The organism is Corynebacterium jeikeium (assembly GCA_003955985.1).
GTDB lineage: Bacteria > Actinomycetota > Actinomycetes > Mycobacteriales > Mycobacteriaceae > Corynebacterium > Corynebacterium jeikeium_D.
Map to the genome: position 1 here is coordinate 1,242,819 of CP033784.1, position 22,289 is coordinate 1,265,107.

22 protein-coding genes are annotated in these 22,289 nt (G+C 56.0%); 10 read left to right on the plus strand and 12 right to left on the minus strand.

The features are described 5' to 3' along the window. Positions 1 to 157: 157 nt before the first annotated feature. A complete protein-coding gene (locus EGX79_05475; GenBank protein ID AYX81677.1) occupies positions 158 to 1,765 on the plus strand; it encodes an SLC13 family permease in 1,608 nt (535 codons plus the stop codon). Positions 1,766 to 2,083: 318 nt separating this feature from the next. Here EGX79_05475 and EGX79_05480 read toward each other — a convergent pair whose 3' ends face one another. Next, positions 2,084 to 3,631 carry an RNA polymerase sigma factor gene (locus EGX79_05480; protein ID AYX81678.1) on the minus strand — a complete coding sequence of 516 codons (1,548 nt, stop codon included), beginning with the start codon at positions 3,629 to 3,631 and terminating at the stop codon, positions 2,084 to 2,086. A gap of 395 nt (positions 3,632 to 4,026) precedes the next feature. Continuing rightward, positions 4,027 to 4,782, minus strand: coding sequence for an ROK family protein (locus EGX79_05485; protein ID AYX81679.1), 756 nt, complete (start codon positions 4,780 to 4,782; stop codon positions 4,027 to 4,029). Between EGX79_05485 and EGX79_05490 the strand changes: the two genes are divergently transcribed. Continuing rightward, positions 4,733 to 5,794 carry an inositol monophosphatase gene (locus EGX79_05490; protein AYX82742.1) on the plus strand — a complete coding sequence of 354 codons (1,062 nt, stop codon included), beginning with the start codon at positions 4,733 to 4,735 and terminating at the stop codon, positions 5,792 to 5,794. The two genes, EGX79_05485 and EGX79_05490, sit on opposite strands and share 50 nt — an antisense overlap. 9 nt (positions 5,795 to 5,803) lie before the next feature. Here the strand turns inward: EGX79_05490 and EGX79_05495 are convergent, their stop codons facing one another. Beyond that, positions 5,804 to 6,448 carry a LytR family transcriptional regulator gene (locus EGX79_05495; GenBank protein AYX81680.1) on the minus strand — a complete coding sequence of 215 codons (645 nt, stop codon included), beginning with the start codon at positions 6,446 to 6,448 and terminating at the stop codon, positions 5,804 to 5,806. Between the two features lie 167 nt (positions 6,449 to 6,615). On the opposite strand from EGX79_05495, the gene EGX79_05500 reads away from it, so the two are divergent. Further along, positions 6,616 to 6,912, plus strand: coding sequence for a DUF4193 domain-containing protein (locus EGX79_05500; protein ID AYX81681.1), 297 nt, complete (start codon positions 6,616 to 6,618; stop codon positions 6,910 to 6,912). Between the two features lie 109 nt (positions 6,913 to 7,021). Here the strand turns inward: EGX79_05500 and EGX79_05505 are convergent, their stop codons facing one another. After that, positions 7,022 to 7,498: a DUF3093 domain-containing protein gene (locus EGX79_05505; GenBank protein AYX81682.1), complete on the minus strand. Its 477-nt coding sequence runs from the start codon at positions 7,496 to 7,498 to the stop codon at positions 7,022 to 7,024. A gap of 166 nt (positions 7,499 to 7,664) precedes the next feature. Here EGX79_05505 and EGX79_05510 point away from each other — a divergent pair, with 166 nt between their 5' ends. The 3 genes from EGX79_05510 to EGX79_05520 all read left to right on the plus strand — a co-directional run bounded on the left by EGX79_05510 (position 7,665) and on the right by EGX79_05520 (position 10,415). Next, on the plus strand, positions 7,665 to 8,117 hold the full coding sequence (locus EGX79_05510; protein ID AYX81683.1) for a dUTP diphosphatase: 453 nt from the start codon (positions 7,665 to 7,667) through the stop codon (positions 8,115 to 8,117). Positions 8,118 to 8,235: 118 nt separating this feature from the next. Further along, entirely contained in the window at positions 8,236 to 9,015 is a 780-nt protein-coding gene (locus EGX79_05515; GenBank protein AYX81684.1) for a DUF3710 domain-containing protein, read from the plus strand. Between the two features lie 134 nt (positions 9,016 to 9,149). Next, on the plus strand, positions 9,150 to 10,415 hold the full coding sequence (locus EGX79_05520; protein AYX81685.1) for a class I SAM-dependent RNA methyltransferase: 1,266 nt from the start codon (positions 9,150 to 9,152) through the stop codon (positions 10,413 to 10,415). Here the strand turns inward: EGX79_05520 and EGX79_05525 are convergent, their stop codons facing one another. Both EGX79_05525 and EGX79_05530 read right to left on the minus strand, forming a co-directional pair. Then, the gene (locus EGX79_05525; protein AYX81686.1) at positions 10,416 to 11,717 is read right to left on the minus strand and encodes a ribonuclease D; all 1,302 of its coding nucleotides are present in this window, start codon (positions 11,715 to 11,717) and stop codon (positions 10,416 to 10,418) included. A gap of 40 nt (positions 11,718 to 11,757) precedes the next feature. Next, the gene (locus EGX79_05530; GenBank protein ID AYX81687.1) at positions 11,758 to 12,348 is read right to left on the minus strand and encodes a DUF3000 domain-containing protein; all 591 of its coding nucleotides are present in this window, start codon (positions 12,346 to 12,348) and stop codon (positions 11,758 to 11,760) included. Positions 12,349 to 12,482: 134 nt separating this feature from the next. On the opposite strand from EGX79_05530, the gene hemE reads away from it, so the two are divergent. From hemE to EGX79_05545, 3 genes are all read left to right on the plus strand, one after another. Further along, the gene (gene hemE / locus EGX79_05535; protein AYX81688.1) at positions 12,483 to 13,592 is read left to right on the plus strand and encodes a uroporphyrinogen decarboxylase; all 1,110 of its coding nucleotides are present in this window, start codon (positions 12,483 to 12,485) and stop codon (positions 13,590 to 13,592) included. Positions 13,593 to 13,697: 105 nt separating this feature from the next. Further along, on the plus strand, positions 13,698 to 15,176 hold the full coding sequence (hemG, locus tag EGX79_05540) for a protoporphyrinogen oxidase (protein AYX81689.1): 1,479 nt from the start codon (positions 13,698 to 13,700) through the stop codon (positions 15,174 to 15,176). 84 nt (positions 15,177 to 15,260) lie between these two features. Further along, entirely contained in the window at positions 15,261 to 15,959 is a 699-nt protein-coding gene (locus EGX79_05545; protein AYX81690.1) for a hypothetical protein, read from the plus strand. 91 nt (positions 15,960 to 16,050) lie between these two features. On the opposite strand, the gene msrB is transcribed toward EGX79_05545, so the two are convergent. The 3 genes from msrB to EGX79_05560 all read right to left on the minus strand — a co-directional run bounded on the left by msrB (position 16,051) and on the right by EGX79_05560 (position 18,639). Further along, positions 16,051 to 16,476, minus strand: coding sequence for a peptide-methionine (R)-S-oxide reductase (gene msrB / locus EGX79_05550; GenBank protein ID AYX81691.1), 426 nt, complete (start codon positions 16,474 to 16,476; stop codon positions 16,051 to 16,053). Next, on the minus strand, positions 16,469 to 17,776 hold the full coding sequence (locus tag EGX79_05555; protein ID AYX81692.1) for a DUF2029 domain-containing protein: 1,308 nt from the start codon (positions 17,774 to 17,776) through the stop codon (positions 16,469 to 16,471). Before EGX79_05555 ends, msrB begins: the two co-directional genes overlap by 8 nt. Before the next feature lie 92 nt (positions 17,777 to 17,868). Further along, positions 17,869 to 18,639 carry a riboflavin biosynthesis protein RibD gene (locus EGX79_05560; protein AYX82743.1) on the minus strand — a complete coding sequence of 257 codons (771 nt, stop codon included), beginning with the start codon at positions 18,637 to 18,639 and terminating at the stop codon, positions 17,869 to 17,871. 145 nt (positions 18,640 to 18,784) lie between these two features. Here EGX79_05560 and EGX79_05565 point away from each other — a divergent pair, with 145 nt between their 5' ends. Beyond that, positions 18,785 to 19,282, plus strand: coding sequence for a ferritin (locus tag EGX79_05565; protein AYX81693.1), 498 nt, complete (start codon positions 18,785 to 18,787; stop codon positions 19,280 to 19,282). Positions 19,283 to 19,349: 67 nt separating this feature from the next. On the opposite strand, the gene EGX79_05570 is transcribed toward EGX79_05565, so the two are convergent. The 3 genes from EGX79_05570 to EGX79_05580 are packed head-to-tail and all read right to left on the minus strand — an operon-like array spanning position 19,350 to position 22,223. After that, the gene (locus EGX79_05570) at positions 19,350 to 21,248 is read right to left on the minus strand and encodes a radical SAM protein (GenBank protein AYX81694.1); all 1,899 of its coding nucleotides are present in this window, start codon (positions 21,246 to 21,248) and stop codon (positions 19,350 to 19,352) included. Next, a complete protein-coding gene (locus EGX79_05575; GenBank protein ID AYX81695.1) occupies positions 21,241 to 21,537 on the minus strand; it encodes a hypothetical protein in 297 nt (98 codons plus the stop codon). Before EGX79_05575 ends, EGX79_05570 begins: the two co-directional genes overlap by 8 nt. Next, complete coding sequence (locus EGX79_05580) at positions 21,534 to 22,223, minus strand: hypothetical protein (protein ID AYX81696.1); 690 nt, start codon at positions 22,221 to 22,223, stop codon at positions 21,534 to 21,536. Before EGX79_05580 ends, EGX79_05575 begins: the two co-directional genes overlap by 4 nt. Positions 22,224 to 22,289: the final 66 nt, after the last annotated feature.

The window sequence follows — 22,289 nt, forward strand, 5'->3', positions numbered from 1 at the left end:
GCCGGGGGTTTCTTAGTGAAATCTCATATTTGGCCGAGTGTTGGTAATGATATTGGTGTCAGAAAGTACCCACATTTGGCATCCCCTACATGCGGTAAACGTTTGAACATGCGTGCAATACAGGATGTCTGCTGATTATTAAATAGGAGCGTGAATCGTGGCAGCGACATCTACGCGCGACAACTCCCCGGAACTGTCACCTGGCCAACAAGACCGTGGATACCTGAGCCGGGAGCTTTTCCGTAAGCGCACCGGTCTAGGACTCGGTATCATCTTGGCCCTGCTCGTGTACTTCTTTATGCCGGCTGAGCTCGATCACAACCTGCGTGCAACCGCAGGTGTAGCAGTGCTTATGGCCGTGTGGTGGATGTCCGAGGCTATTCCGATTGCCGTTACGGCTCTGCTGCCGCTGGCTCTATTCCCGATTCTCAACCTCGCGGAGATTAAGGATTTCTCGGGCAAGTACACAGACCCGACCATCTTCCTCTTTATGGGCGGCTTCCTGTTGGCGCTGGCGATGCAGCGTTGGAACCTCCACAAGCGCGTCGCATTGTGGGTTCTGGTGCTCATGGGGTCGTCACCAAAGATGCTGATTCTCGGCTTCATGGTGGCTACTGGCTTCCTGTCGATGTGGGTCTCCAACACGGCCACGGCCGTGATGATGCTGCCAATCGGTGTGTCCGTCCTGAGCCTCATTGTCCGAATGCTGCACGATGAAAAGGTTCCTGCAGAGGATACGGGCTCTGCGAGTGAATCCGTCGCTGAAACCCCCGGTGGGGATGCGCTGGAGGAGGCCGAGGAGTCGTCGTCAAGCTATGACCCGATGCCAAAGTCAAACTTCGGTATCGCGCTGATGCTGGGTATCGCTTACGCGGCATCGATTGGCTCGCTGGGCACGATTATTGGTACTCCGCCGAACGCGATGCTGGCGGCCTACATGGCGGAGCAGGGTGTCAACATTGGGTTCGGCCAGTGGATGCTGCTGGGTGTCCCGGTGGCGGTTGTGCTCATGCTCTGTGCATGGTTTTTGCTGACAAATGTTCTGTTTAAGCCGGAGATTACGCATATTCCAGGTGGGCGCGAACTCATGCGTGACGAGTTGAAGCGCCTTGGCCGTATGTCGACTGGAGAGCGCCGAGTGCTCCTGGTGTTTATCGCGGCGGCACTGGCGTGGGTCTTTGTTCCGGTGCTGCTGCCCGACACCAAGATTGCCGATGCGGTTATCGCAATGACCGTGGGTATTGCGTTGTTCCTTATTCCGGGTGGCCCTAATGGCGTGAAGCTCATGCGCTGGGAAAATGCGTTGGAGCTGCCGTGGGGTGTGCTGCTGCTGTTCGGTGGTGGCCTGGCGCTGTCCTCACAGTTCGGTGCCTCTGGGCTGTCGGACTGGATTGGCGAGCAGCTGTCTACTCTCGGCTGGATGCCAGTGGCTGCACTCGTGGTTGTCGTCGGCGCCGTTGTGCTGTTCCTGACCGAGTTCACCTCTAACACCGCGACGGCCGCGACCTTCCTGCCGCTGGTTGGTGCGATGGCAATCGGTCTGGGCCACGACCAGATGATCTTCGCAGTTCCAGTTGCACTGGCAGCTACTTCGGCATTCATGATGCCGGTTGCAACACCGCCGAACGCCATCGCCTACGGCTCCGGCTACGTCAGCATGGACAACATGGTCAAGGCCGGTGTCTGGCTGAACGTCGTCGCACTGATCGTGATTTCTGTGGCATCGCTGACGCTCCTGCAGTGGGTATTCGGCGTCGTGTACTAGCTGGGTAGGTAGTAGCCCGTAGTGGATGGTGGGGCAGTGCGCTGAACCGCCACCGGGCTTCTCCGCCTAGCGTTGCTTAGATGCCCGTTCGCCCCGTTCCACTTTGGTGGTTCGGGGCTTTTGGCTGCAAATGTGAAACTGCGTGAGTTTATGACACTTTCAGGCCATTTTTCAGGTCATTTTTGACATAAACGCAGTCAGTAACTCACTAGCGCTGACACCAAAAGAAAAACCGGGCCCGAATAAGGTGTGAAACCTCATTCAAGCCCGATTCTCTGGGGCTAGCTGTTAGCCCCTGAACAACTTCAGGTTAAAGCTTTACTCCAAGTAGTCGCGCAGAACCTGCGAACGCGATGGGTGACGCAGCTTGGACATCGTCTTGGACTCAATCTGACGGATGCGCTCGCGTGTCACACCGTAGACCTGGCCAATCTCGTCAAGCGTACGCGGCATGCCGTCGGTAAGGCCGAAGCGCAGGCGGACGACACCGGCTTCACGTTCGGAGAGAGTCTCCAGAACGTCGCCAAGCTGGTCCTGGAGGAGCGTGAAGCTGACGGCGTCCACAGCGATGACTGCCTCTGAGTCCTCAATGAAGTCACCGAGCTGGGAGTCGCCCTCGTCACCGATGGTCTGGTCCAGCGAAATGGGTTCACGAGCGTACTGCTGAATCTCGAGAACCTTTTCCTCGGTGATGTCCATCTCCTTAGCGAGCTCTTCCGGAGTGGGCTCGCGGCCCAAATCCTGGAGCAACTCGCGCTGGATACGACCGAGCTTATTAATGACCTCGACCATGTGAACCGGAATACGAATGGTTCGAGCCTGGTCGGCCATTGCACGAGTAATGGCCTGGCGAATCCACCACGTTGCGTAGGTGGAGAACTTGTAGCCCTTGGTGTAGTCGAACTTCTCGACCGCACGAATCAGGCCGAGGTTGCCTTCCTGAATCAAGTCGAGGAAAGCCATGCCACGGCCGGTGTAGCGCTTTGCCAGGGACACCACAAGACGGAGGTTGGCCTCGAGCAGGTGATTCTTGGCGCGCTGACCGTCGCGAGAAATCTCGCGCAAGTCGCGCTTTTGGGCGTAAGCGATGCGCTCGCCGGCTTCCTTGGCCTCGTCAATCTTGTACTGCGCATACAGACCGGCCTCGATGCGCTTTGCCAGACTGACTTCTTCCTCGGCAGTCAGCAGCGCGACCTTACCAATCTGCTTGAGGTAGGCGCGGACAGAGTCGGCGGAGGCGGTGAGGGCAGCATCTTTGCGGGCCTGACGCAGACGAGCGGACTCGTCCTCGTTCCAGACCTCGTCGCCCTCGTCCTCTTCATCCTCGTCTTCGTCTTCGTCCTCGTCGTCCTCTTCTTCATCATCGTCGAGGTCGTCGTCTTCGAGGTCGTCATCATCCAGATCGTCGTGAAGATCATCGTCTTCGAGATCATCATCCAGATCCGGGTCGTAGTCCTGCTCCTGCTCCAAGTCGTGGTCGAGTTCCTCGTCCTCGAGCTCTTCGTTCTCAGTTGCGTCGAGAGCCTGCGCGTCCTTCGCCTTCGCTGCAGCAGCCTTGGCCGCGGTGGCCTTCGCAGCCGTTGTCCGCTTAGTTGCCTTCTTGGCGGCGGCCTTACGCGTGGTCTTCTTAGCGACGGACTTCTTGGCCGCCTTCTTCACGGTCTTCTTGGCCGCTGCCTTCTTAGCGGTCGTCTTCTTCGCCGCAGTTTTGGTAGCAGCCGTCTTTTTGGCAGCAGTCTTCTTCGCGGCAGTCTTCTTCACTGCCTTCTTGATGGCCTTCTTTACAGCCTTCTTTGCAGGAGTAGCTGAACCGGTGCCACTCCCGGTGGATTGGTCCTGAGCTTGCCCCAGTTCGTTGCCTGCCACGAACGCCCTTTCACGATGTACGTTGTGTGCGCCGCCAAAGCCGCCGCCAGCTTCTCTCGGTCGAAGAGAAGCTCAACGCGCCAGTGGTGCGCCTTTACTTCGTCTATAGCCAACTAGCCGAATGGAAAACATTCAGAGCTGACCTTTTCGTGCCACGGTCATCAGTGTTGCTTTCTGGCTCCTAGCGAAGAAGTAATCGGTGAAAATCCTCATCGAAGCAGTGCGCTGGAATTCGATTTTCCCAATCCTCCTCGAGCCTGTTGATTATTCAACCTTGCCGTGAGTCAACTTCTTATTGTAAACCAATTCTTAAAATCGCCGCCACGGGGCATGGCTTCAAGCACGTGTCACGCCCGACACGTAGCTACCAATCCCCATATAAGAAATGAAAGTGGTTAAGGGTAAAGCCCCTGGTCAGCTGCAAAGGCGGCGCCAGCAATACCCGCATTATTATCCAAACTTGCGGGGACAACTGGAGTCTTACATGTCAACAGCGGAATCCACTTTTCGTGTTCGCGACTGATTCCGCCGCCGACGATGATCCGTGACGGCCAAAACAGCGCCTCGTAGGTCTTAAGCACCTTGCTCACGCGCTCAGCCCACTCTTCGAAGCCGAGCCCCTCCACATCCTTAACTCTCGCGGATGCAAAGTGTTCGGCCTCCATGCCATCAATGATGAGGTGGCCTAACTCCGAATTGGGGTAGAGCAGTCCGTCATGAATAAGCGCGGAGCCGATGCCTGTACCAAAAGTTAGCAACAACACGGCGCCTGTCTTATTGCCCGGATCGCCAAACTGGACTTCAGCGAGGCCGGCAGCGTCAGCGTCGTTAAGCACGTGCGCCTTGTTGTTGGGCAGGTATTTAGCGAAGAGCTCTTGGCAGTTCGTATTAACCCAAGAACCGTCAATATTGGCGGCCAGCAAGGCAATCTGATTCTGTACGACGGACGGAATCGTGATGCCGACATCGGAATCCCACTTCGCAATGTCCACAATTTCTGCAATGGTCTCCGCAACCGCTTCCGGAGTTGCCGGCTGTGGCGTGAAAATTTTAATGCGGTCGCCAATAAGCTGCCCAGTTTCAAGGTCTACGCGGCCACCCTTGATTCCAGAGCCTCCCACGTCGATGCCAAATCCAATTCGTTGTCCCATAGCTCAAATTGTACGAAACAGACACAATGGGGGCATGAGCAATAACTCGCATGGCACCGAACAACTCGCTAACAGCGCGGATAATAGGGGGTCTGCTGCACCGAATAGCCCCGGGTCCGTGCGGCCCAGCGTCGGGGAATTGCGTGACCGCGCGGTACTTATCGCCCGCGCAGCCGCGGCGCACATCGCCAGTCGTCGGGTCGAACTCGGCTCCGATGGCGTTTTAGCAAGTTCCGAAACGAAGTCCTCAGCTGTTGACCCCGTCACCGTCGTCGACCGTGAATCTGAGGAGCTCATTCGTTCGCTTATCAAGACGTTTAGCAGCTCTGACCGCATTTTGGGCGAAGAAGGCGGGCTTGACGACGGCGCGAGTTCCCCAGCGCAGGCTGCCAACGAGGGCGAAGCGGTGACCTGGATTGTAGACCCCATTGATGGCACGGTGAATTTCCTTTACGGCCTGCCCAATTGTGCCGTGAGTATCGCTTGCGCCGTAGGCGATGAGGTAGTGGCGGGTGCAGTGGCAAATGCGTCCTCGGGAGAGATTTACAGTGCAGCTAAGGGAGAGGGCGCTCAGGTTTCTCGACGGGACGGCACTGTGCAGACGCTTAGTTGTTCCCCAACGGCCGAGCTGGAAAAGACACTTGTGGCAACGGGATTCAGCTATTCCGCTAGTCTCCGGCAGGTGCAGGGCCGGATAGCGTCGCAGTTGCTGGGGGAGTGTCGAGATATTCGGCGCATGGGATCGGCGGCGCTGGATTTGTGCATGGTGGCGCACGGCCGTGTTGATGCGTATTACGAACACGACATCAAGGTTTGGGATTATGCAGCTGGTGCTCTGATTGCGGCTGAAGCAGGCGCAAGGATTAGGGTCCCGGAATTCACTCAGTGTGCCAACGTTACTGGCCGGCCGGAGGGAGACCCGCTCGACTTTGGTGTCGGTGCGGCGAACTCTGAAGTTGCCGATGCGTTCTTCGAGGCATTGGATGGTGCTATCGCGAAGGCTAGGAATTAGTGCGTCGGTCTAGGAGCAGGTGCTCGAGCCTAACGAGCTCAAACCCTCTAGGTCGGCTTGTTCGCCACGGTTCAATGCGGACATCGTTTCCTCAACCTGGCTGGCTACTTCGAGATCCTTAAACCCCTTACCCAACGACACATCGACGGTTGCATCCGGCCGACCATCGTGGATGAGCTCAAAGCAGGGGAAAAGAGCGTGAAGCGCCGCGGCGTGGCCATTGAAGTCCTCGCCATAACGCAGCTGGCCGAAGCAACCGAGGTCTTGGTTTTCCACAATAGGGTCGTTGCCGTAGGGAACCTGCTCATCGAGGACAAAATCGAGCTGCCGCAATTGCTCGGCGACGGTTGTAGCCTGGCCGACTTTGCCGTTGGCATTATAAACGCGCACATGAACATCCGACGGTGGAACGACGTGCTCTCCGATTAGCGTGGTGGAGGAAACAGGGGTCCCAGCCGCGGGGAGGGAACAGGACACCGGATAACTTGCCGGTTGGCTGCGGAATGCCAACACCCACAACGTAGCGGCAATAACTACAGCAACGACGGAAACCGCCACGTAGGGAACAATTTTTCGTCGATGTGATGCGCTCGTAATGCTCGCGGGGCCTGAACTCATAGCCATCATGTTATCGTCTCCTCGTCTAATAGGCATAGAAACCTATTCTGACCTGCAGAGATGACAGATTGCGTGAATTGCCTTAATATCCGCTGAGAAAGGCACTGGAGAGTACAGGGTGTCAATCGTCTCAACGCGTTGTATTCTCCGAGAAAAAGTCAGTTCACAATGTCTAGCAAAGGTCCAGAAAGAAGGTTTGGGACATGGCTGTAAACTACGATGCCCCGCGTACTCGTGAAACCGAAGAGCTGGAGACCGATTCCCTCGAGGGCCTTCAGGCTGCATCTGCTGAGAAGGAAATCGACGACACTGACGACGGCGAAATTGTTGAGCCGTTCGAGTTGCCGGTTGCCGACATCGCGGGTGAAGAATTCGATATGGATGTTGCCCCGAAGGGGGAGGATGAATTCACCTGTGGCTCCTGCTTCATGGTGATGCACCGCTCAATGATCGCAATCGATAACGGCGATGGATTCCCCATCTGTCAGGACTGTGCCTAATCCCCGCACAGCCGGGATAGCTTCCTAGGAAAAAGGAAAACCGCCACTACCACGGTTCTGGCGGCGCTGGGGCCGTCGGCAAGCGTGTAGCGGCGGTGAGAGATTTGACCTAGCGGTCGAAGAGACTGTCAAGCAGTGCCTCGGGGTGGCGGGTGGAGACCAGCCAATAGGGGGTGGGGTCGTCCGGATCGTCGAGGACTAGCAGCACCATCGTGGGAATCCACGTGTGTGTAACCAGGAACGCTGCTGGATCGAGCTGACGGCCCAACGCATTGCGCTGCGCGGACTTCGGGACCACCAGGGATTTGGCAACAACCGATGCTGGCAAAACTGCCGTGCCAGCGTGAAGCCAGCGTTCACCAGTGCTGTCCACTTCCACGGACACCGTGGTCTTCGACATAGTCAACAGCACCCACACGCCCACGGCCAGACAAATAATGCCGCCGATGACAAGCCAAATCGGTGAACGGTTAAAGCCAATCTGGGCCGTGCATACAAAAACGGCAGCAGCGCCGAGTACCCAGAACCACCAGGGAACCCAGAGCTTTTCGGAATAGACAATCGATGAATCTCCGCTCGAGCTCATTGCTATTGCCGCACCTTCAGAGACGGATGCTGAGCTGTCGTCGCGACGAGGCTGCAGGTTATCTTTTCCACTCACGGTTATCCATTCTAGGGCACGGCTATGCTCGGTACTGACAAGGCCGAAGTGCGGTTCTTAAAAGACGCGACAGCGAAGGATATACAAAGAGATGACTTATGCCCCGGTGCAAGTGAAAAAGCTCGCTAAAGACGCTGTGATTCCCCAGCGTGCGCATGCCGATGATGCCGGTGTGGATTTGAGCTCAGTGGAGGATGTCATCCTAGCACCAGGGCAGCGGGCGCTCGTGGGAACCGGTATTGCCATTGCTTTGCCGGCGGGCACAGTGGGATTGGTTCATCCTCGCTCCGGATTGGCTTTCAAAAAGGGGCTGTCCATCGTCAACGCTCCCGGCACGATTGATGCCGGTTACCGTGGTGAGCTTAAAGTCTGCCTGATCAACTTGGACCCCACCAACGCGGTGGAGATCGCCAAGGGCGATCGAATTGCCCAATTGGTTGTGCAGAAGGTCGAGCTCAGCCCGCTGGTGGAAGTCGATGAGCTCGATGAAACTGAACGCGGCGCGGGCGGTCACGGGTCAACCGGAGTGTCCACGACGCTTTAAAACGCCTCTGACAGCGCGGGGACCCTACCAAGTGTGGTTCAATGCGTGAAGAGCTCAATAAAGCGTTTACAAAAGCGTATACAAAGATTTCTTTTTAGCGAGGTGTCAATAAACCACCATGTGGCCATTTGGAAAGAAGAACCAGCCAGAAGAACCAGCTGCTGAGGCAGAGGCCGTTACCACCGACTCTGCGGCGCCAGCTTCTGAGGAGGCTACCGCAACCGTGCATGACGACGCGTCGGAAACCGCCGCGGAGAACGCACCAGCAAACGGCCCCTTCGACATCAACAGCGCTAGCCCGACGCAGTTTGATTTTTCGGACTTCGCGAAGGCCAGCCTGAACCTCGGTTCGATGCTGCTGCCTATTCCTCACGTTGGTGATATTCAGGTGGAGATGGGGCCGACAGGTCCAACCATGCTGCACGTCGCCACTGAGCATGGCCGCGTAACTCCTGTAGCATTCGCTGCTCCGACGTCGGGCGGCCTCTGGGAGGAGTCCGCTCAGGAAATCAAGGACGGTCTTGAGTCCGATGGCCTCGATGTCCACGTCGAGCAGGGGCCGTGGGGTTCTGAGGTCGTAGGTCGCACCTCCGATATGGAAATGCGAATCATCGGCGCCGACGGCCCGCGTTGGATGCTTCGCATGACGGCTTCCGGTCCGGCTGATCGGGCGGAGGAACTCGCAGATCTCGCCCGCGGTCTCCTTGCCCGTAGCTTCGTCTCTCGCGGTGAAAACCCGATGCCAGCAGGTCAGCCGCTTCCGGTTACGCTGCCGTCCCAGATGGCCGAGCAGATTCGTCAGGCATACCAGCAGCAGACCCAGGCTGCCCAAGCTGAAGGTGAACCCGGGCAGGTGCCAGGCGCTACTGGTATCAACCCGGATGGCTCCACCAATTAGTTTGGTCAACCCGCCAGCAGAGAGAAGCTAGCTACTTGACCAGTTAGAAAAGGATCTGCAGGCGCCACTGTGCACTGCCCGCCGCCGTCACCCGACGGCGGCTTTTCTCTTGTCAGCGGGTAGTATCACACTGCGTGAACATCGAAGTGACTATTGACCGTCCCGCTGCCGGCGGAGAATTCATTGCCAGCTACGACGGACGAATCGGTTTCGTCACCGGCGGTATCCCCGGCGAACGCGTTGTTGTCGAAATTGCCAAACCTGATGCCAAGCTGTGGCGCGGCAATGTCGTTGAGGTTTTGGATGCCTCAGAGCATCGAATTTCGCAGCGTTGCGAAGCAGCTCAGCAGGGCGCGGGCTGTTGCGACTGGGGTTTTATTGATCCTGAGCACGCGGCGCGTCTCAAGGCTGATGTCTTGACCGATTGCCTGCGCCGTCTTGGACGTTTCACCGCCGACGAGCTGCCAGCTATCGATGTTCTTCCACTGGCTCCGACCTCCCGTTGGCGCACGCGCGTGCGGCTGGGTGTGGATTCCCAGGGACGAGCGGGATTACGTCGTTCCCGTTCCCACGAGCTCGTCATCGGCTCCGAGTGCGTCCAAACAGTTCCCAATCTCATCGCTGGCTTTTCGACGGCCGGAACCATCCCCGCCGCTAAGCCTGCTCGCGGTCGAGGGAGCAAGAAGCCGAAGCCAGGAGAACTCCATGTGGCCATGGACACGGAGGGTAACCGAAGTGCTGTGTATGTTTCCGGCAGCGGCAGGAACCGCAAGCAAACGGTGATTGAAGGCGAGCCAACCACACAGCACACTGTTCACGGAATTACTTTCGATGTGCCGACTACCGGTTTTTGGCAAGCCCATTGCCATGCCCCTGAGTTCTATGGATCGCGCATCATTGACCTGTTGGCTGGTCAGTCTTTCTCCTGTGGTTGGGATCTTTACGGTGGCGCAGGCGTTCTGTCGGCGGCACTTCGCAAGCTTGTTGACGCAGAGGGCTCAATTCTCTCTGTCGAGGGTTTTGCAGCGGCAGCGACGGCGGGGCGCAAGGCCTTCACTGCAGCTGACCACAGTGCGAATACGTCGCCTGCGGCACCAGTCCGGTTCGTTACTGGGGATGTCGCCGAAGTAGTGCGTCGCGAAGTTGCTAATGAGGAAACTCCAAACCCGGATATCGTTGTTCTCGACCCTCCGCGCTCCGGTGCTGGTAAGGATGCCATTGCCGCTATTGCTGAGGCAAAGCCACGCGTGGTTGTACATTTCGGTTGCGATCCGGCGACTTTTGCCCGCGATGCCCGGTACTGGGCTGACTACGGCTACGCGTTCAAACACCTCGAGGTCGTGGACGCATTTGGTCTAACGCATCACTTTGAAACCATCGCAGTGCTGGAGCAGCTGTAGCTAGAGTGGCTGCCGCATGGGCGCAAGAACGTTGGCGCCGATCACGTCGGCAAGCAAATGTGCCTGCCATGGGCGGAAACCCTGTTCGCTGAGGTGAGCGGAGATTTCGGTAACGGCTGGCAGGCCGCCAGCGTAGTTGTCGTGGTGGCGGAAAACGAATGAGTCGACTGCGCGGCTGTGAATCCACCACACCAGTTCACGTGTCTGCGCGGAAGTGATGAGTGTGTCTTTGCGCAGATGTATTTGGGCACAGACGTTGTCGATGCAGTCTCGCGTGGTTTCGAAAATCTCGGCGGCTTGTGGGGCATGTTCAGCCCAACGCCGAAAGTGGGGCATCTGGTTGGGAGCCTGCTTCTGGGGCTTCGGCCATGACGACCTAGGTTCCTGACGGGCTTCATTAACGACCTTCAACCAAGCGTCCGCAGCACCGCGACGGCGACGTGGAAATCCACGGATTGCAGTCAGTTCACGCTGCGTACCGGGGAGTTGTTCTGCGATTGTACGTAGAACGCTGTGCCCCATGACGTGTGTTGGGGAGACATCACGGCGCTGCGCGATTTCGTCACGCTCAGTCCACAGTGCACGGGCGACGTGAAGTTGTTCGGGAGTGCGCAGCTTCCCAATCCCTTTGAGCCCCTGCCACGAGTGTCCGACGTGCAGACCATCGAGGTATTTACGGTTTAGAGCGAGTTCGCGTTCGCATTCCTGTTCCAGCCATTCCAAACGGTCGAGCTCAGTCAGCGCCTGACAAAGAACCTCGGCGAGTTCGATGAGCAGCTCGACATCCAAGGCTGCGTAGTCCAGCCAATCTGCTGGCAGTGGACGAGTAGACCAATCCTCTCGACCGTGCCCCTTGGCAAGTCCAACTCCGAGGAGTCGCTCTGTCAGAGCTGCTAAGTTGACTCGCTCCAGGCCGAGAAGGCGGCCGGCCAGCTCAGTGTCAATGACTTTGGTGGGGTAGAGACCCAGAGCTGCGAGGCAGGGAAGGTCAGAATGAGCGGCGTGAATAATCCAGGTCAGGTCGTTGACTGAGGAACCGAAAACGGCCATCGCCTTGCGACCATCTTCGGGATCGATGAGAAAGGTGCCCGCTCCACGGCGGCGAAATTGAAGCAGGAAGGCGCGGTCGTCGTAGCGATATGCTGAGGCTCGTTCAGTATCGACTGCGAGCCAACCGTGTCCTTTGGCCAGCTGCTCACCGGCGTCAATAATGTCGTCGATGGCAGAAAGCACGCGTGGAGTTCCCTCGGCTGGGGCAAGTCTTACTTCTACGTCGGGACTAGTTTCCACGTCGGAGCTCATCGCACGCCTCTTCGGTCGTCGGTATCAGCAGTCGCCGGTATCAGCCCAGCAGAGAAACGCCGACGGGTGGCAGACCAGCGACGTTCGCTAGTACCTGAGCGAAGGATTCAACGTGAGTGCGCAGGTCGGTGCCACGAGCAGTCCACGATGCGCGCATTTCTAATTGAAAGGCCTGTGGCTTGCCGCCGATCTCGCCATAGCGGACAGAGTTCGTAGTAGTCACCGTGCCACCCAAGTTCGACAGTTCGGCGTTGTTCTCAGCCAGAGCCTCGGTGAGCCATTGCCAGGCAACCTGGGGAAGCAGCGGATCTTCCGCGAGGGAGGCGTCCATATCCGCCTGGATGTATGCAACCAAGCGCATGTCACCGTCCCAGGTTTCCTCACTGCGGGGGTCATGGAGCAAAATTAAACGACCAAAGGCATCGTCGTCCGAGGACTCAGGGACAATATCAGCTTCGGGCTGCGTGACCTCAAGCGAGACAGCGTGGCTAAACGGTGCCAGCTTCTGCGGTGGCCGAACGGTGCCCAGAGCAATCTCAGGTCGCAGTTCAGCAGAGTGCATTGACTCGACCGCGGCGCGGAAGTTCTGTGGCGTTGAATCGGTTCCATTCACGCGCCTGAACTTAGCCATATGACGCATGCGTTAGTGGGAGGCGCGCCGAAAAGAGCGGAAAGCGACCAAGCGGTTTGTTGAAAACGCACAGCAGGGCGAGTGATTTCCCTGCTCTTAGTACCCCACACATCAATTTTTAAGGTAAGTGGGGCATGATTGTCAGTATGAACAATCGTCGCACTTTGACTGATGCCCCGATTCTTGATGCAGCTTACGGTCGAACTCCTTCGCGCCGCCCGGTGTGGTTTATGCGGCAAGCCGGTCGTTCACTGCCCGAATACCGTGAGGTGCGCAAGGACATCGGTATGTTGGACTCCTGTTTCCGTCCGGAACTGCTCGCTGAGATTACTATGCAGCCGGTACGTAGGCACGACGTTGATGCTGCGATTCTTTTTTCCGATATCGTCGTGCCGCTGAAGGCTGCGGGTGTCAACCTGGATATTGTTCCTGGCCGCGGTCCAGTAATGGATACTCCGGTGCGCTCGGAAGCAGACATCAAGGCTCTACCGGAAGTCACGGAAGAGCAACTCGCTCCGGTGGCCGAGGGTATCGGCCTCATTCTGCTAGAGCTGACTGATACCCAGGCACTCATTGGTTTCGCCGGTGCACCGTTCACCTTGGCGTCGTACCTGATTGAAGGCGGTCCATCCCGCAATCACGAGCGCACTAAGGCGCTGATGCACTCGGACCCTGAATTGTGGGATCACCTGATGCAGAAAATCACTCCGATGGTGATTGCTTTCCTGCGCGCGCAGATTGGCGCTGGTGTGGACGCTATTCAGCTCTTCGACTCCTGGGCTGGCTATCTCACCGAGCGTGATTACCGCCGCTTTGTGTTGCCGTACTCGAAGGAAATCTTCCAGGCTGTCGCCGACGCCGGCATTCCGCGCATCCACTTCGGTGTGGGCACCGGCGAGCTTCTCGGTGCGATGGCTGAAGCCGGCCCAGAAGTCATGGGCGTCGACTGGCGCGTGCCACTGGACGTTGCTGCCAACCGCATTCGTGCCACGCTTTCCGACGTTCACCGAGGCGCAGACCCGGCGGAAAACAGCCTTGCATTGCAGGGCAACCTTGACCCGGCGATTCTCTTTGCCGGTGAAGATGCAATGACCCAAGAGATTCAGCGCATCTGCTCTGAGGCGGACCGTGCAATTAAGCGTGGTGACGCCCGTGGACATATCTTCAACTTGGGTCACGGGGTGCTACCGAATACCGATGCCGACGCGATTACGCGCGCCGTTGAGATCATTCACGCAACGTAAAAGCCGACGCAACAGGCGTGTAAAACACGCACTAGCTAATTTCCTACAAGTCTTATCGACCGTGCCCGCTCGAGGCGCGGGCATAGAGAAAGCGTACGAAATACCGTGGTTGCACAACCTTCTACCATTGCCGTCATAGGTGGCGGTATCTCCGGCCTGACCGCAGCGTATGAGTTGCGTAAAGAGCTCGGACCCGCCGCAAGAATAATTGTCATCGAGTCCAGTTCACAGGTTGGCGGCAAGCTGAAGACTCGACCAGGAGCTAACGGCCCTCTTGAAGCGGGCGCTGAGGCGTACCTTGCGTTCCGTCACGATGCCACCGAGTTTTTCAAGGAACTCGGTTTGGCAGATCAGCTAGTCGCCCCTTCGGGGCTGCCTTCCAAGCTCTACATTGGCGGTGAACTCAAGGACCTTCCGCGTAACACGGTCACCGGTATTCCAGGAAGCTCAGAAGGGTTGGGCTACCTCCTCAGCGAGGCCAGCCTCGCCAAGATTGATGCCGAGTCGAACCCCGAGCTCACTCCAGCCTTGCACTGGGTACTGGGAGACGACATGAATGTCGGCCAGCTGGTCGCGGCGCGGCTCGGTGAGGAAGTCGTTGACCGCATCGTCTCCCCGCTGCTCGGAGGCGTCTACTCAACCACCGCATACGACCTGGGCCTGCGTGCGACCATCCCACAGCTGGCGGCAGCGCTTGATGAAATGGCCAGTGCCGGTGATCATGTCAGCCTCACCGGCGCTGTCCAGCGCGTTCTGGAAGCACGTAAGCAGGCGCAGCAGGCGCGTCTGAGCAGTGAGGCTGCGACAGACTCGACGAAGACGAAGCGGCCGGTGGTCTTCCAAACGTTCCGCGATGGCTTCGAGGTTCTCTACAACACGCTTGTCGACGAATCGGCAGCCGAACTCCTCTTGTCGACGAAGGCTACTGGTCTGCGGCAGCATGACAACGGCTTTGAGGTGACAGTGGAACTGCCGTCGGAAAGCGGCACGAGCATTAGCACTATCGACGTCGACGGTGTTGTCGTGGCGGCACCTTCTGCAACCACATCGGAGCTGTTGAGCAATCTTGCGCCAGAGGCGGCCGAGCTCATTGGTGGGGTAGACACGTCGAACTCGGCGGTGGTCGGTATGTGTTTCGACTCGTCGGAAGGACTGCCGGAGATCAACGGCGTGTTGTGCGAGATTGGTGCTGACCTGTCCGCGAAAGCTTTTACAGTGTCGTCCCGGAAGTGGCCACATATTGGTGAGCGCTACGGTGCCGTTGTGAGGGCAAGCTTCGGCCGTTTTGATGATGACTCGCACGTGCATCGTAGCGACGAGGACCTCATCGCCAGGGCAAAAGCAGATTTGGCTAAGGCGACTGGCTTTGATGCCGAACCGACAGCGGTTTTCGTCCAGCGTTGGTGGGCGGGGATTCCACGCTTCGATATGGGGCATGGAGGCCTGATGGATTTTGCTCGCCAGGATTTGGCCGAGGTGCCTAAGCTTGCAGCAACAGGGGCGTGGCTCAGTGGCCCGGGCATTCCGGAATGTATCTCCAACGCCAAGGCTGCGGCCAGCAAGATTGCTGCGGAGCTGGCATAAAGCTGCGAGATTGGTGCTGAGTACGAAACTGGCGCTGACCCATCGTTTTTAAACAAACCTTTCAACCGAACTAGGAGACAACTAATGACCAAGCTCGATTTCAAGAAGCTCAACGACACCATCCGCTACACCATGTGGTCTGCCTTCAAGGTGACCCCAGGTGCACTCGGTGATAACCGCGAAGAGGCAGTGGCTAAGACCAAGGAATTCCTGGCTCGTTACGAAGACACTGATCTGATCATCCGTGGTTTCTACGATGTTTCGGCCATGCGTGCTGAAGCCGACTTCATGTTCTGGATCCACGCAGAGAATCTGGAAGACCTGCAGGCGTTCTACAACGCCTTCCTGCGCGAGACTCCGCTGGGCAAGGCATCCACTCCGCACTGGTCGAACGCTGCGCTGCACCGTCCAGCTGAGTTCAACAAGTCGCACCTGCCGTCGTTCATCATGGGTGAAGAGCCGGGACGATGGATTGCGGTTTACCCCTTCGTTCGTTCCTACGACTGGTACCTGCTGGAGCCGACCGAGCGACGCCGCATCCTTGCTGAACACGGTATGGCCGGTCGTGACTACCCGGATGTGCGCGCCAATACTGTCCCGGCGTTCGCACTCGGTGACTACGAGTGGATCCTTGCATTCGAGGGGCCGGAGCTCGACCGCATTGTGGACTTGATGTGGAAGATGCGTTACACCGAGGCTCGTCTGCACGTCCGCGAAGAGATTCCGTTCCACACGGGACGTCGCGTCGATGACATCGCAGAGATCATCAACGTTCTGCCGTAGCTCACGCAATCAACGAGAGAATCAGCAGCGCCGCTGGTCAAGCCCCGTTAACTGACGGGATTTTGACCAGCGGCGCTGCTTCTCTATCTAGTTATTCAGCCGTCTTGTCCGGTTCCAGCGTGAGTGAAATTGAATTGATGCAATAACGCAGGTCGGTCGGAGTATTGTATCCCTCACCCTCAAAGACGTGGCCGAGGTGAGACTTGCAACGACTGCACAGCACTTCGGTACGGACCATGCCGAGACTCGTGTCTCGGCGCTCAATAATGCGGTCTCCTGCTAGTGGAGAGAAGAAGGATGGCCAACCGCAGTGAGAGTCGAACTTCTCGTTCGACCGAAACAGCTCGTAACCACAGGCCCGGCAGCGGTAGACACCTTGAGTCTTGGTATCGGTGTACTCACCGGTGAAGGCGCGTTCAGTACCTGCCTGACGCAAAACCTGGTACTCCGCGGCACTGAGGCGTTCGCGCCATTCTTCTTCGCTCAGATTCCAGTCTTCGCTATGCGAATCAACCATTCTGAATAGCCTCCTCAGACTTGAGATCAGATTCGTGATTAGGCTTCCTGCCTGCTATCTTCCAGCCGCTCAGCCAGCTGAAGCCGGATGCAAAGCTACGCCCATTGACGGCATCCACAATCGTCATTCGAATGAGTGCTGCCGTGATGGAGAGTATAAGAACGGCCCATCCAATACCGCCGATTGCAACCGTGAACCACGGGAAAAAGAGGTCATCTTCATCAATCCACCAATTGGCGTAGAAGAAACAGAGTACGACTCCAAGTCCTGCGCCCCAATTCAACATGACAGTCGAACCAATATTTCCTTCATTGTCGCGAGCCAAAACCAATGGGCGAAGCACGGTGAGAACCATTGGCAAGAGCGTCATCGAGTAGTACTGCTGTCCCAGGCTGGAAAGGAAGAACGCGCCGGTGAAGAGAACTCCGGAAGTCGTAGCAATCCAGAATATCTCATCCCTTTCGAGCCAGCGAAGAAGGAGCACGACAGATACCAAGACGAAAATGCCGAAAAAGATTTGCCACAGCAAAATCAGTGTCGGGTGGGCGCCCAGCCAAACAAGCTGTCCAGTCAGTGAAGCATTTGCAAAGTCACGGACAACTCCCAGGTAGGGGATAGTGATATCTAGGTAGTCACGTGGTTGGACCATGAGCGGCCACGCAATGACATTGGCTGCAATTACCACCCCGATACTGGTCAGTACCGTAGAGAACTGCCTGCGCATAAACGGTAGGAACAGCATTGGCAAGAATACGGGCTTAATGGTGATTGCGATACCGATAATCAGGCCGGCTAGGATATTGCGTCGCTCGGTCAGTGCAATAAAAAACAGCACTAATGCAAGGAACAGTGAACCGTTGACGTTCGTAAAATCAAGGGTGTTGGTAACGGGTTCCGTGAGGTAGAGCAGTGCTATCGACGCTGGAATGATGGGGCCAGAGCGCGCAATACCAAGCCACCTGAGTAACAACACAATTGCCGCAATGATTGCAGCTGACTGAAATACCGCAAACCAGATTCGGCCCGATTCAAGCGAGCCGAACAAATCAATCGGGGCTAAAAGTAGGGTAGCGCCTGGGGAATACAGATAGTGCGGATCGGCTGTTACGTAGTCTTCCGAATAAACGGGTACCTGCGATACGAATCGATTAATTGCCGACCAGACCGTCGTAAAGTCATCTGTGCCAGAAACGTCTTTCGGCAAAACCCAGGTGCGGTGAAAAACCACCACAGCTGCGATAGGCCACAAGAAAGCGCTGAGTCCTCGCGACACGTGCCGAGACAGAGGGCGTGTTGCCACCGAATTTGTCTCTGGCGTGTCCTTGGACGTTTGCGTTAATGCCGTTGCGCTTGCGCTCACGTCGATTTTTGGTTTACTCACAATACTCCACCCTACTGGGTGAAGCTGCGGGAATAGCGTAGGAAGATGTGTGAGTCGGAATGCAGGATATCCCGCACTTCAAAAGCCTGCGGGTTCGTCGAGTTCGAGTCCTCATCAGGGTCGTTCTCTCCGAAAGTCAGGGGACCGTTACCCACCCACATCGGCGACAACGTCAGGAACAGTTCGTCGACGCACCCGTTTTTGAATGCTTCTCGAAATATCGTCGGCCCACCCTCTACGACAATGTCTCGATACCCATGTTCAGCCAGCCACGCAAACGCCGCTTTCACCGAGGGATCAGGGAGCTTAACGACGCGAGCCCCGGCCGATTCCATCTTTCTAGCTTTGTCCTTGTGAGCGGTCTTTGCCTCTTCATCATTAAAAGCATCTTCAGTCTGGGTGAAGATTATCGGAGGATTGACTTCTGCATTCGCGAAAAAGTCGGATTTTATATCTAAATCCAACGAGCGCGAGAGTGTGGACATCGTCACGTGCTTGGAGCGACCTAGCTTCTGTCGAACGGTCTCTAGGTACTCCGGTATCTCAACTGGCCCGTAACCCTCAGCCACGATGGTGCCTGTACCAACGAAAACGACGTCGGCAAGCGCGCGAAGCGTGTTGAAAACCGTGGCATCGGTGTCGTTGCCAAGCTGGCCAGAGGTGCCTTCGACGGCGCCGCGTCCGTCCAAGCTGGTGACGGCGATGGCCGTGACGGTGGAGGTGTTGTGAGACACCGCCGCTGTATCATGTGTCGTTTGCGCAGGTCGAGAAAGAAACTGCAGAATTTCGTCGGTCGATGGGCTTACGGAGGTGAGTGTAGCCATACCGCCGAGGTTAAGCCGACGATTGCAGAATAGGCAAGGCCTGGCTTATAAGGGAAGTATTATAATCGTTGTCATTTATAAGGATTGGACTTATAGTAGGGGCATGCGACTAACAGATACTCTTGAGAAGGCATTCAACGACCAGATCACTATGGAGCTCACCGCTTCCCACGTCTACCGCCAGCTGGCAATCGAACTGGACCTGCTGGATTTCTCCGGCATGGCAGAGTGGATGCGTGCACAGGCGGATGAGGAAGTTGATCACGCGAACCAGTTCATCGCACACCTCGATGCTCGCGACAACCACCCGCAGATTGGTGCTGTCGACGCACCGGAGGTGAAGGTCACTTCCGCAATCGATGCATTCCGCATTGCTCTCGAGCATGAAGAGAAGGTTTCGGCATCTATCCGTAACCTCCGCAAGCTTGCTGATAGCGAGGGTGATCTCGACTCCCGCCCGCTGCTGGACAGCTTCGTGGTTGAGCAGATTGAGGAAGAGGACACCGTGCGTGGCATCATCGGTCGCCTGGAGATTGTTGGCGACAACGGTGCTGGCCTGCTGCGTATCGACCGGGAGCTTGGCGCTCGCGACGCAGCTTAACGTCAAACTCGATTTGTGAGTTCGAAAAGAGAAGACCGCTCCAGGGAAGTTCCTGGGGCGGTCGTTTCTATGTAGCCTGAATATCAATTGACGGATCTGGCTTCCAATCAAACCGAAATTCGTGGAAGGGAAGATTCACCGTTTCCAGGTGGTAGAACGCGTTTTTGGCGTGCTTTGCGTAGTGGTATTCACGAGCTTTGATCGTTGTGATCGATAAGAGATTGCCATAATCGGGAAGGAACGTGTGTGCGTACTGCTTGAAAAACCCGGTTAAATCCAAAATCCAACCACCTTCCGCGCGAGTCAGTTCTGCGGCATAAAAATCGGTCGTGGCGACGTGCTCCATCTTTGTTCGGGCCTCGTCTCCATAGACAACGAGATTGTCACGCAAGAGTTGTACCCGGACCGCGTTAATTGCGCCGTCGCCTGCATTCAGTGCCCAAAGGTCGTCTGCGACAAACACCTTGATGCTATCGCTAGGCGAAATATTGGCCTGGGTGATGCGACCATAGAGTCGGCTGGAGAACAAGTCACAGGACGCCTCGTTGACATGGAGACGTATCGCACCTTTTCGGAACAACGTTGCCAAATTAGAATCGCGGTTGATAATCGATGTAATCGAGTTCTTCTCTTCGAAGAGCTCGGGATTAAACTCAATTACTCGAGGAACTGACAGGTCATCGTAAATACGCGGCTGGTTTTGTCGAATGAATGAGTCAACAAGGCGGCGCGAAACTTCCGGCTTGGGCGGAAAGCGATGTGGTTGGGCGCGATAAAGCGCCTTCTGGATACCGCAGGTATAGGCCTTGTCCTGCTGGGTGTTGTTGCGTTGAATTGGACACCCGGCATGGCAGAGATAGAAATACTCACAGCTAATGCAGTCACTGGATAGAGCAGGATTGGCCCGCTCATAAGCGCGAATGGCATCGCCGCCGCGCGTAATCAACTCAGGCATTCCCAGTTGGAGAATATTGCCAAACTTCAAGTCAGGTTCTGCCTGACCTCTGTGGCACGGGTAAACGTCCCCGTCCTTCTGCACTAGAAAGTTATTGGTGCCGCAATTGATCTGATTAGTGCAGTAACCGTGGGTAAATTCCTTGAACCACTCATAATAAATGGCTTGTTCGAACTTTGTGCCTTCGAAATGGAGCCGCAAAGCTTCGAAGAATTCAACCATTTCCTGCTGGTTGAGCTGGGAAGTGTAGTCCGACTTCACGCTATCGTAGGCAAACATGATGTAGAAGTCGGTAACCATGTCAAAACCATGTTCATCGAGCCATTCAATATCATGAATAAACTCGTCGATGCGTTCGAGGTGTTCTTTCCCAACTACGCAGCTTATCTGCTTGCGGAATGGATATTCACCAAGGAGCAAAACATTGTTAATTGTTCGCTTGAGGGTCGATTTCCCCGCCTTGGTTGTACGCAGTTTCTCATGCAGGCTAAATGGCAAATCAAAGCTGCCTGAAATGGAAACTTCGAACTCCTCGTAGAGGGGCCTTAATTTATCGAAGTTGTACAGATTGGTTTTAATGTGGATCGCTGCGCCGTTGCTGCCTAAAGCTTTGAGCTGCAAGCGATACTTAGAGCGATACTCCGTATATGCGTTGAACAGGTCGCGCAATACAGATGCTGGCAAAGTCGAAATTTCCGCACCGTGCAAAAGTAACGAGCTGATGAGGATTCCCTGGTGATCCAGATGGTTCGCAATGCGATTGAATTGTGACACTACATCCGAAGGATTGTCTTTGTTCTCGGTGAGATCGCCCAGGTAGCAGTAACTGCACCCAAGATTGCAATACTGGTTAGGAACAAAGGCCAGCTTAATTGCTTTGTGGTGAAGTCTGAATCCAGCTTTAGTGGTTACAGCTGCTTGAAAAGTGGCGTTGTCCGCAGCAGCGGTCTCATCAAGTGCTGGCACGCCGACGGTAGGAATCGTCGGTAACGGAAGTATTGTCTTAGCCATTATTATTGTTGTTGTTATTGTTATTGTTATTGTTGTTGTTCGAGTCCCCGCCGTCTCCGCTGTCGCTGCCGTCACCGAAATTTAGAGCGTCGCACCAACCGTTGGTAAAACTTCCTGTTTCAGAGAATGGACAGTCAAAGTCCGACTGGTCGAAATAGTCCGGAATGCTGCCGTCGCCACCGGTGCTCGCACCTGTACCGGTACGGTTATGGCCGCCAACATCTGCAGTTCGCCGATATTTTTCCAGCTCATTTAGTTCTTCGTTTTCCCACGACTCATAGTTCGTCATTTTGCATCGGCCTTTTCATTCTTAGGACGCAGGCTAACTACCAGTGCGTTTGGTTGATTTGGAAGGTATCGTGTCGGCAGGATGGTCCCCGGGGTTATCGCTGCCGCCTCGTAATTCATTAACACCATTGTCTTAGTGACAGAGTAGGGCTCACCATGCGCCGGGAAGACAGACAGTCCAAGTTCATATTCATTGAGGCCACGAACTTTTCGTCCGGTGTCTTTGATGTATTTCACCTGTGAGTAAGTCGGACGTCCTCGTAGATCAGCCTCTAACATTTCGCGATCAAGAATTCCATCGCGAATCTTGACTTGGTTCAGGAAATCTTGAGCCCGTTTCTCATGCCTGCCGCGGGCAATCTTGACCTTCTCCGGTCGGTCTGGGCGGTACATCACAGGGACGAGTATGCCTTGCTGCAGGAGGGAGTGCTTATGTTCCGGTAGTTGACGGGTCAAAACCGACTTAAAGTGGCTCCCATCTTGTGCCTCGACTGCCATCTGCATGATGACCGTGTAGTAACCCTTCTTATCGGGCTTGCCGGTGACGCTGAAGGATTCGATCTGTCCAACACCAATATTCGCCTGTGGCCACTCCACAGGTTTATCGGATCCGCGGAATTCAACAAAAAATACTAAAAGGGATACAAATACGATAATAACTGCGAATATAAGAAAGTCGCCTACCACTTTATTTACTCCAGGTAATGGTCGAAACTGTGGTTTGGATTAAAGGCAAACCAAATGGGGCGATTG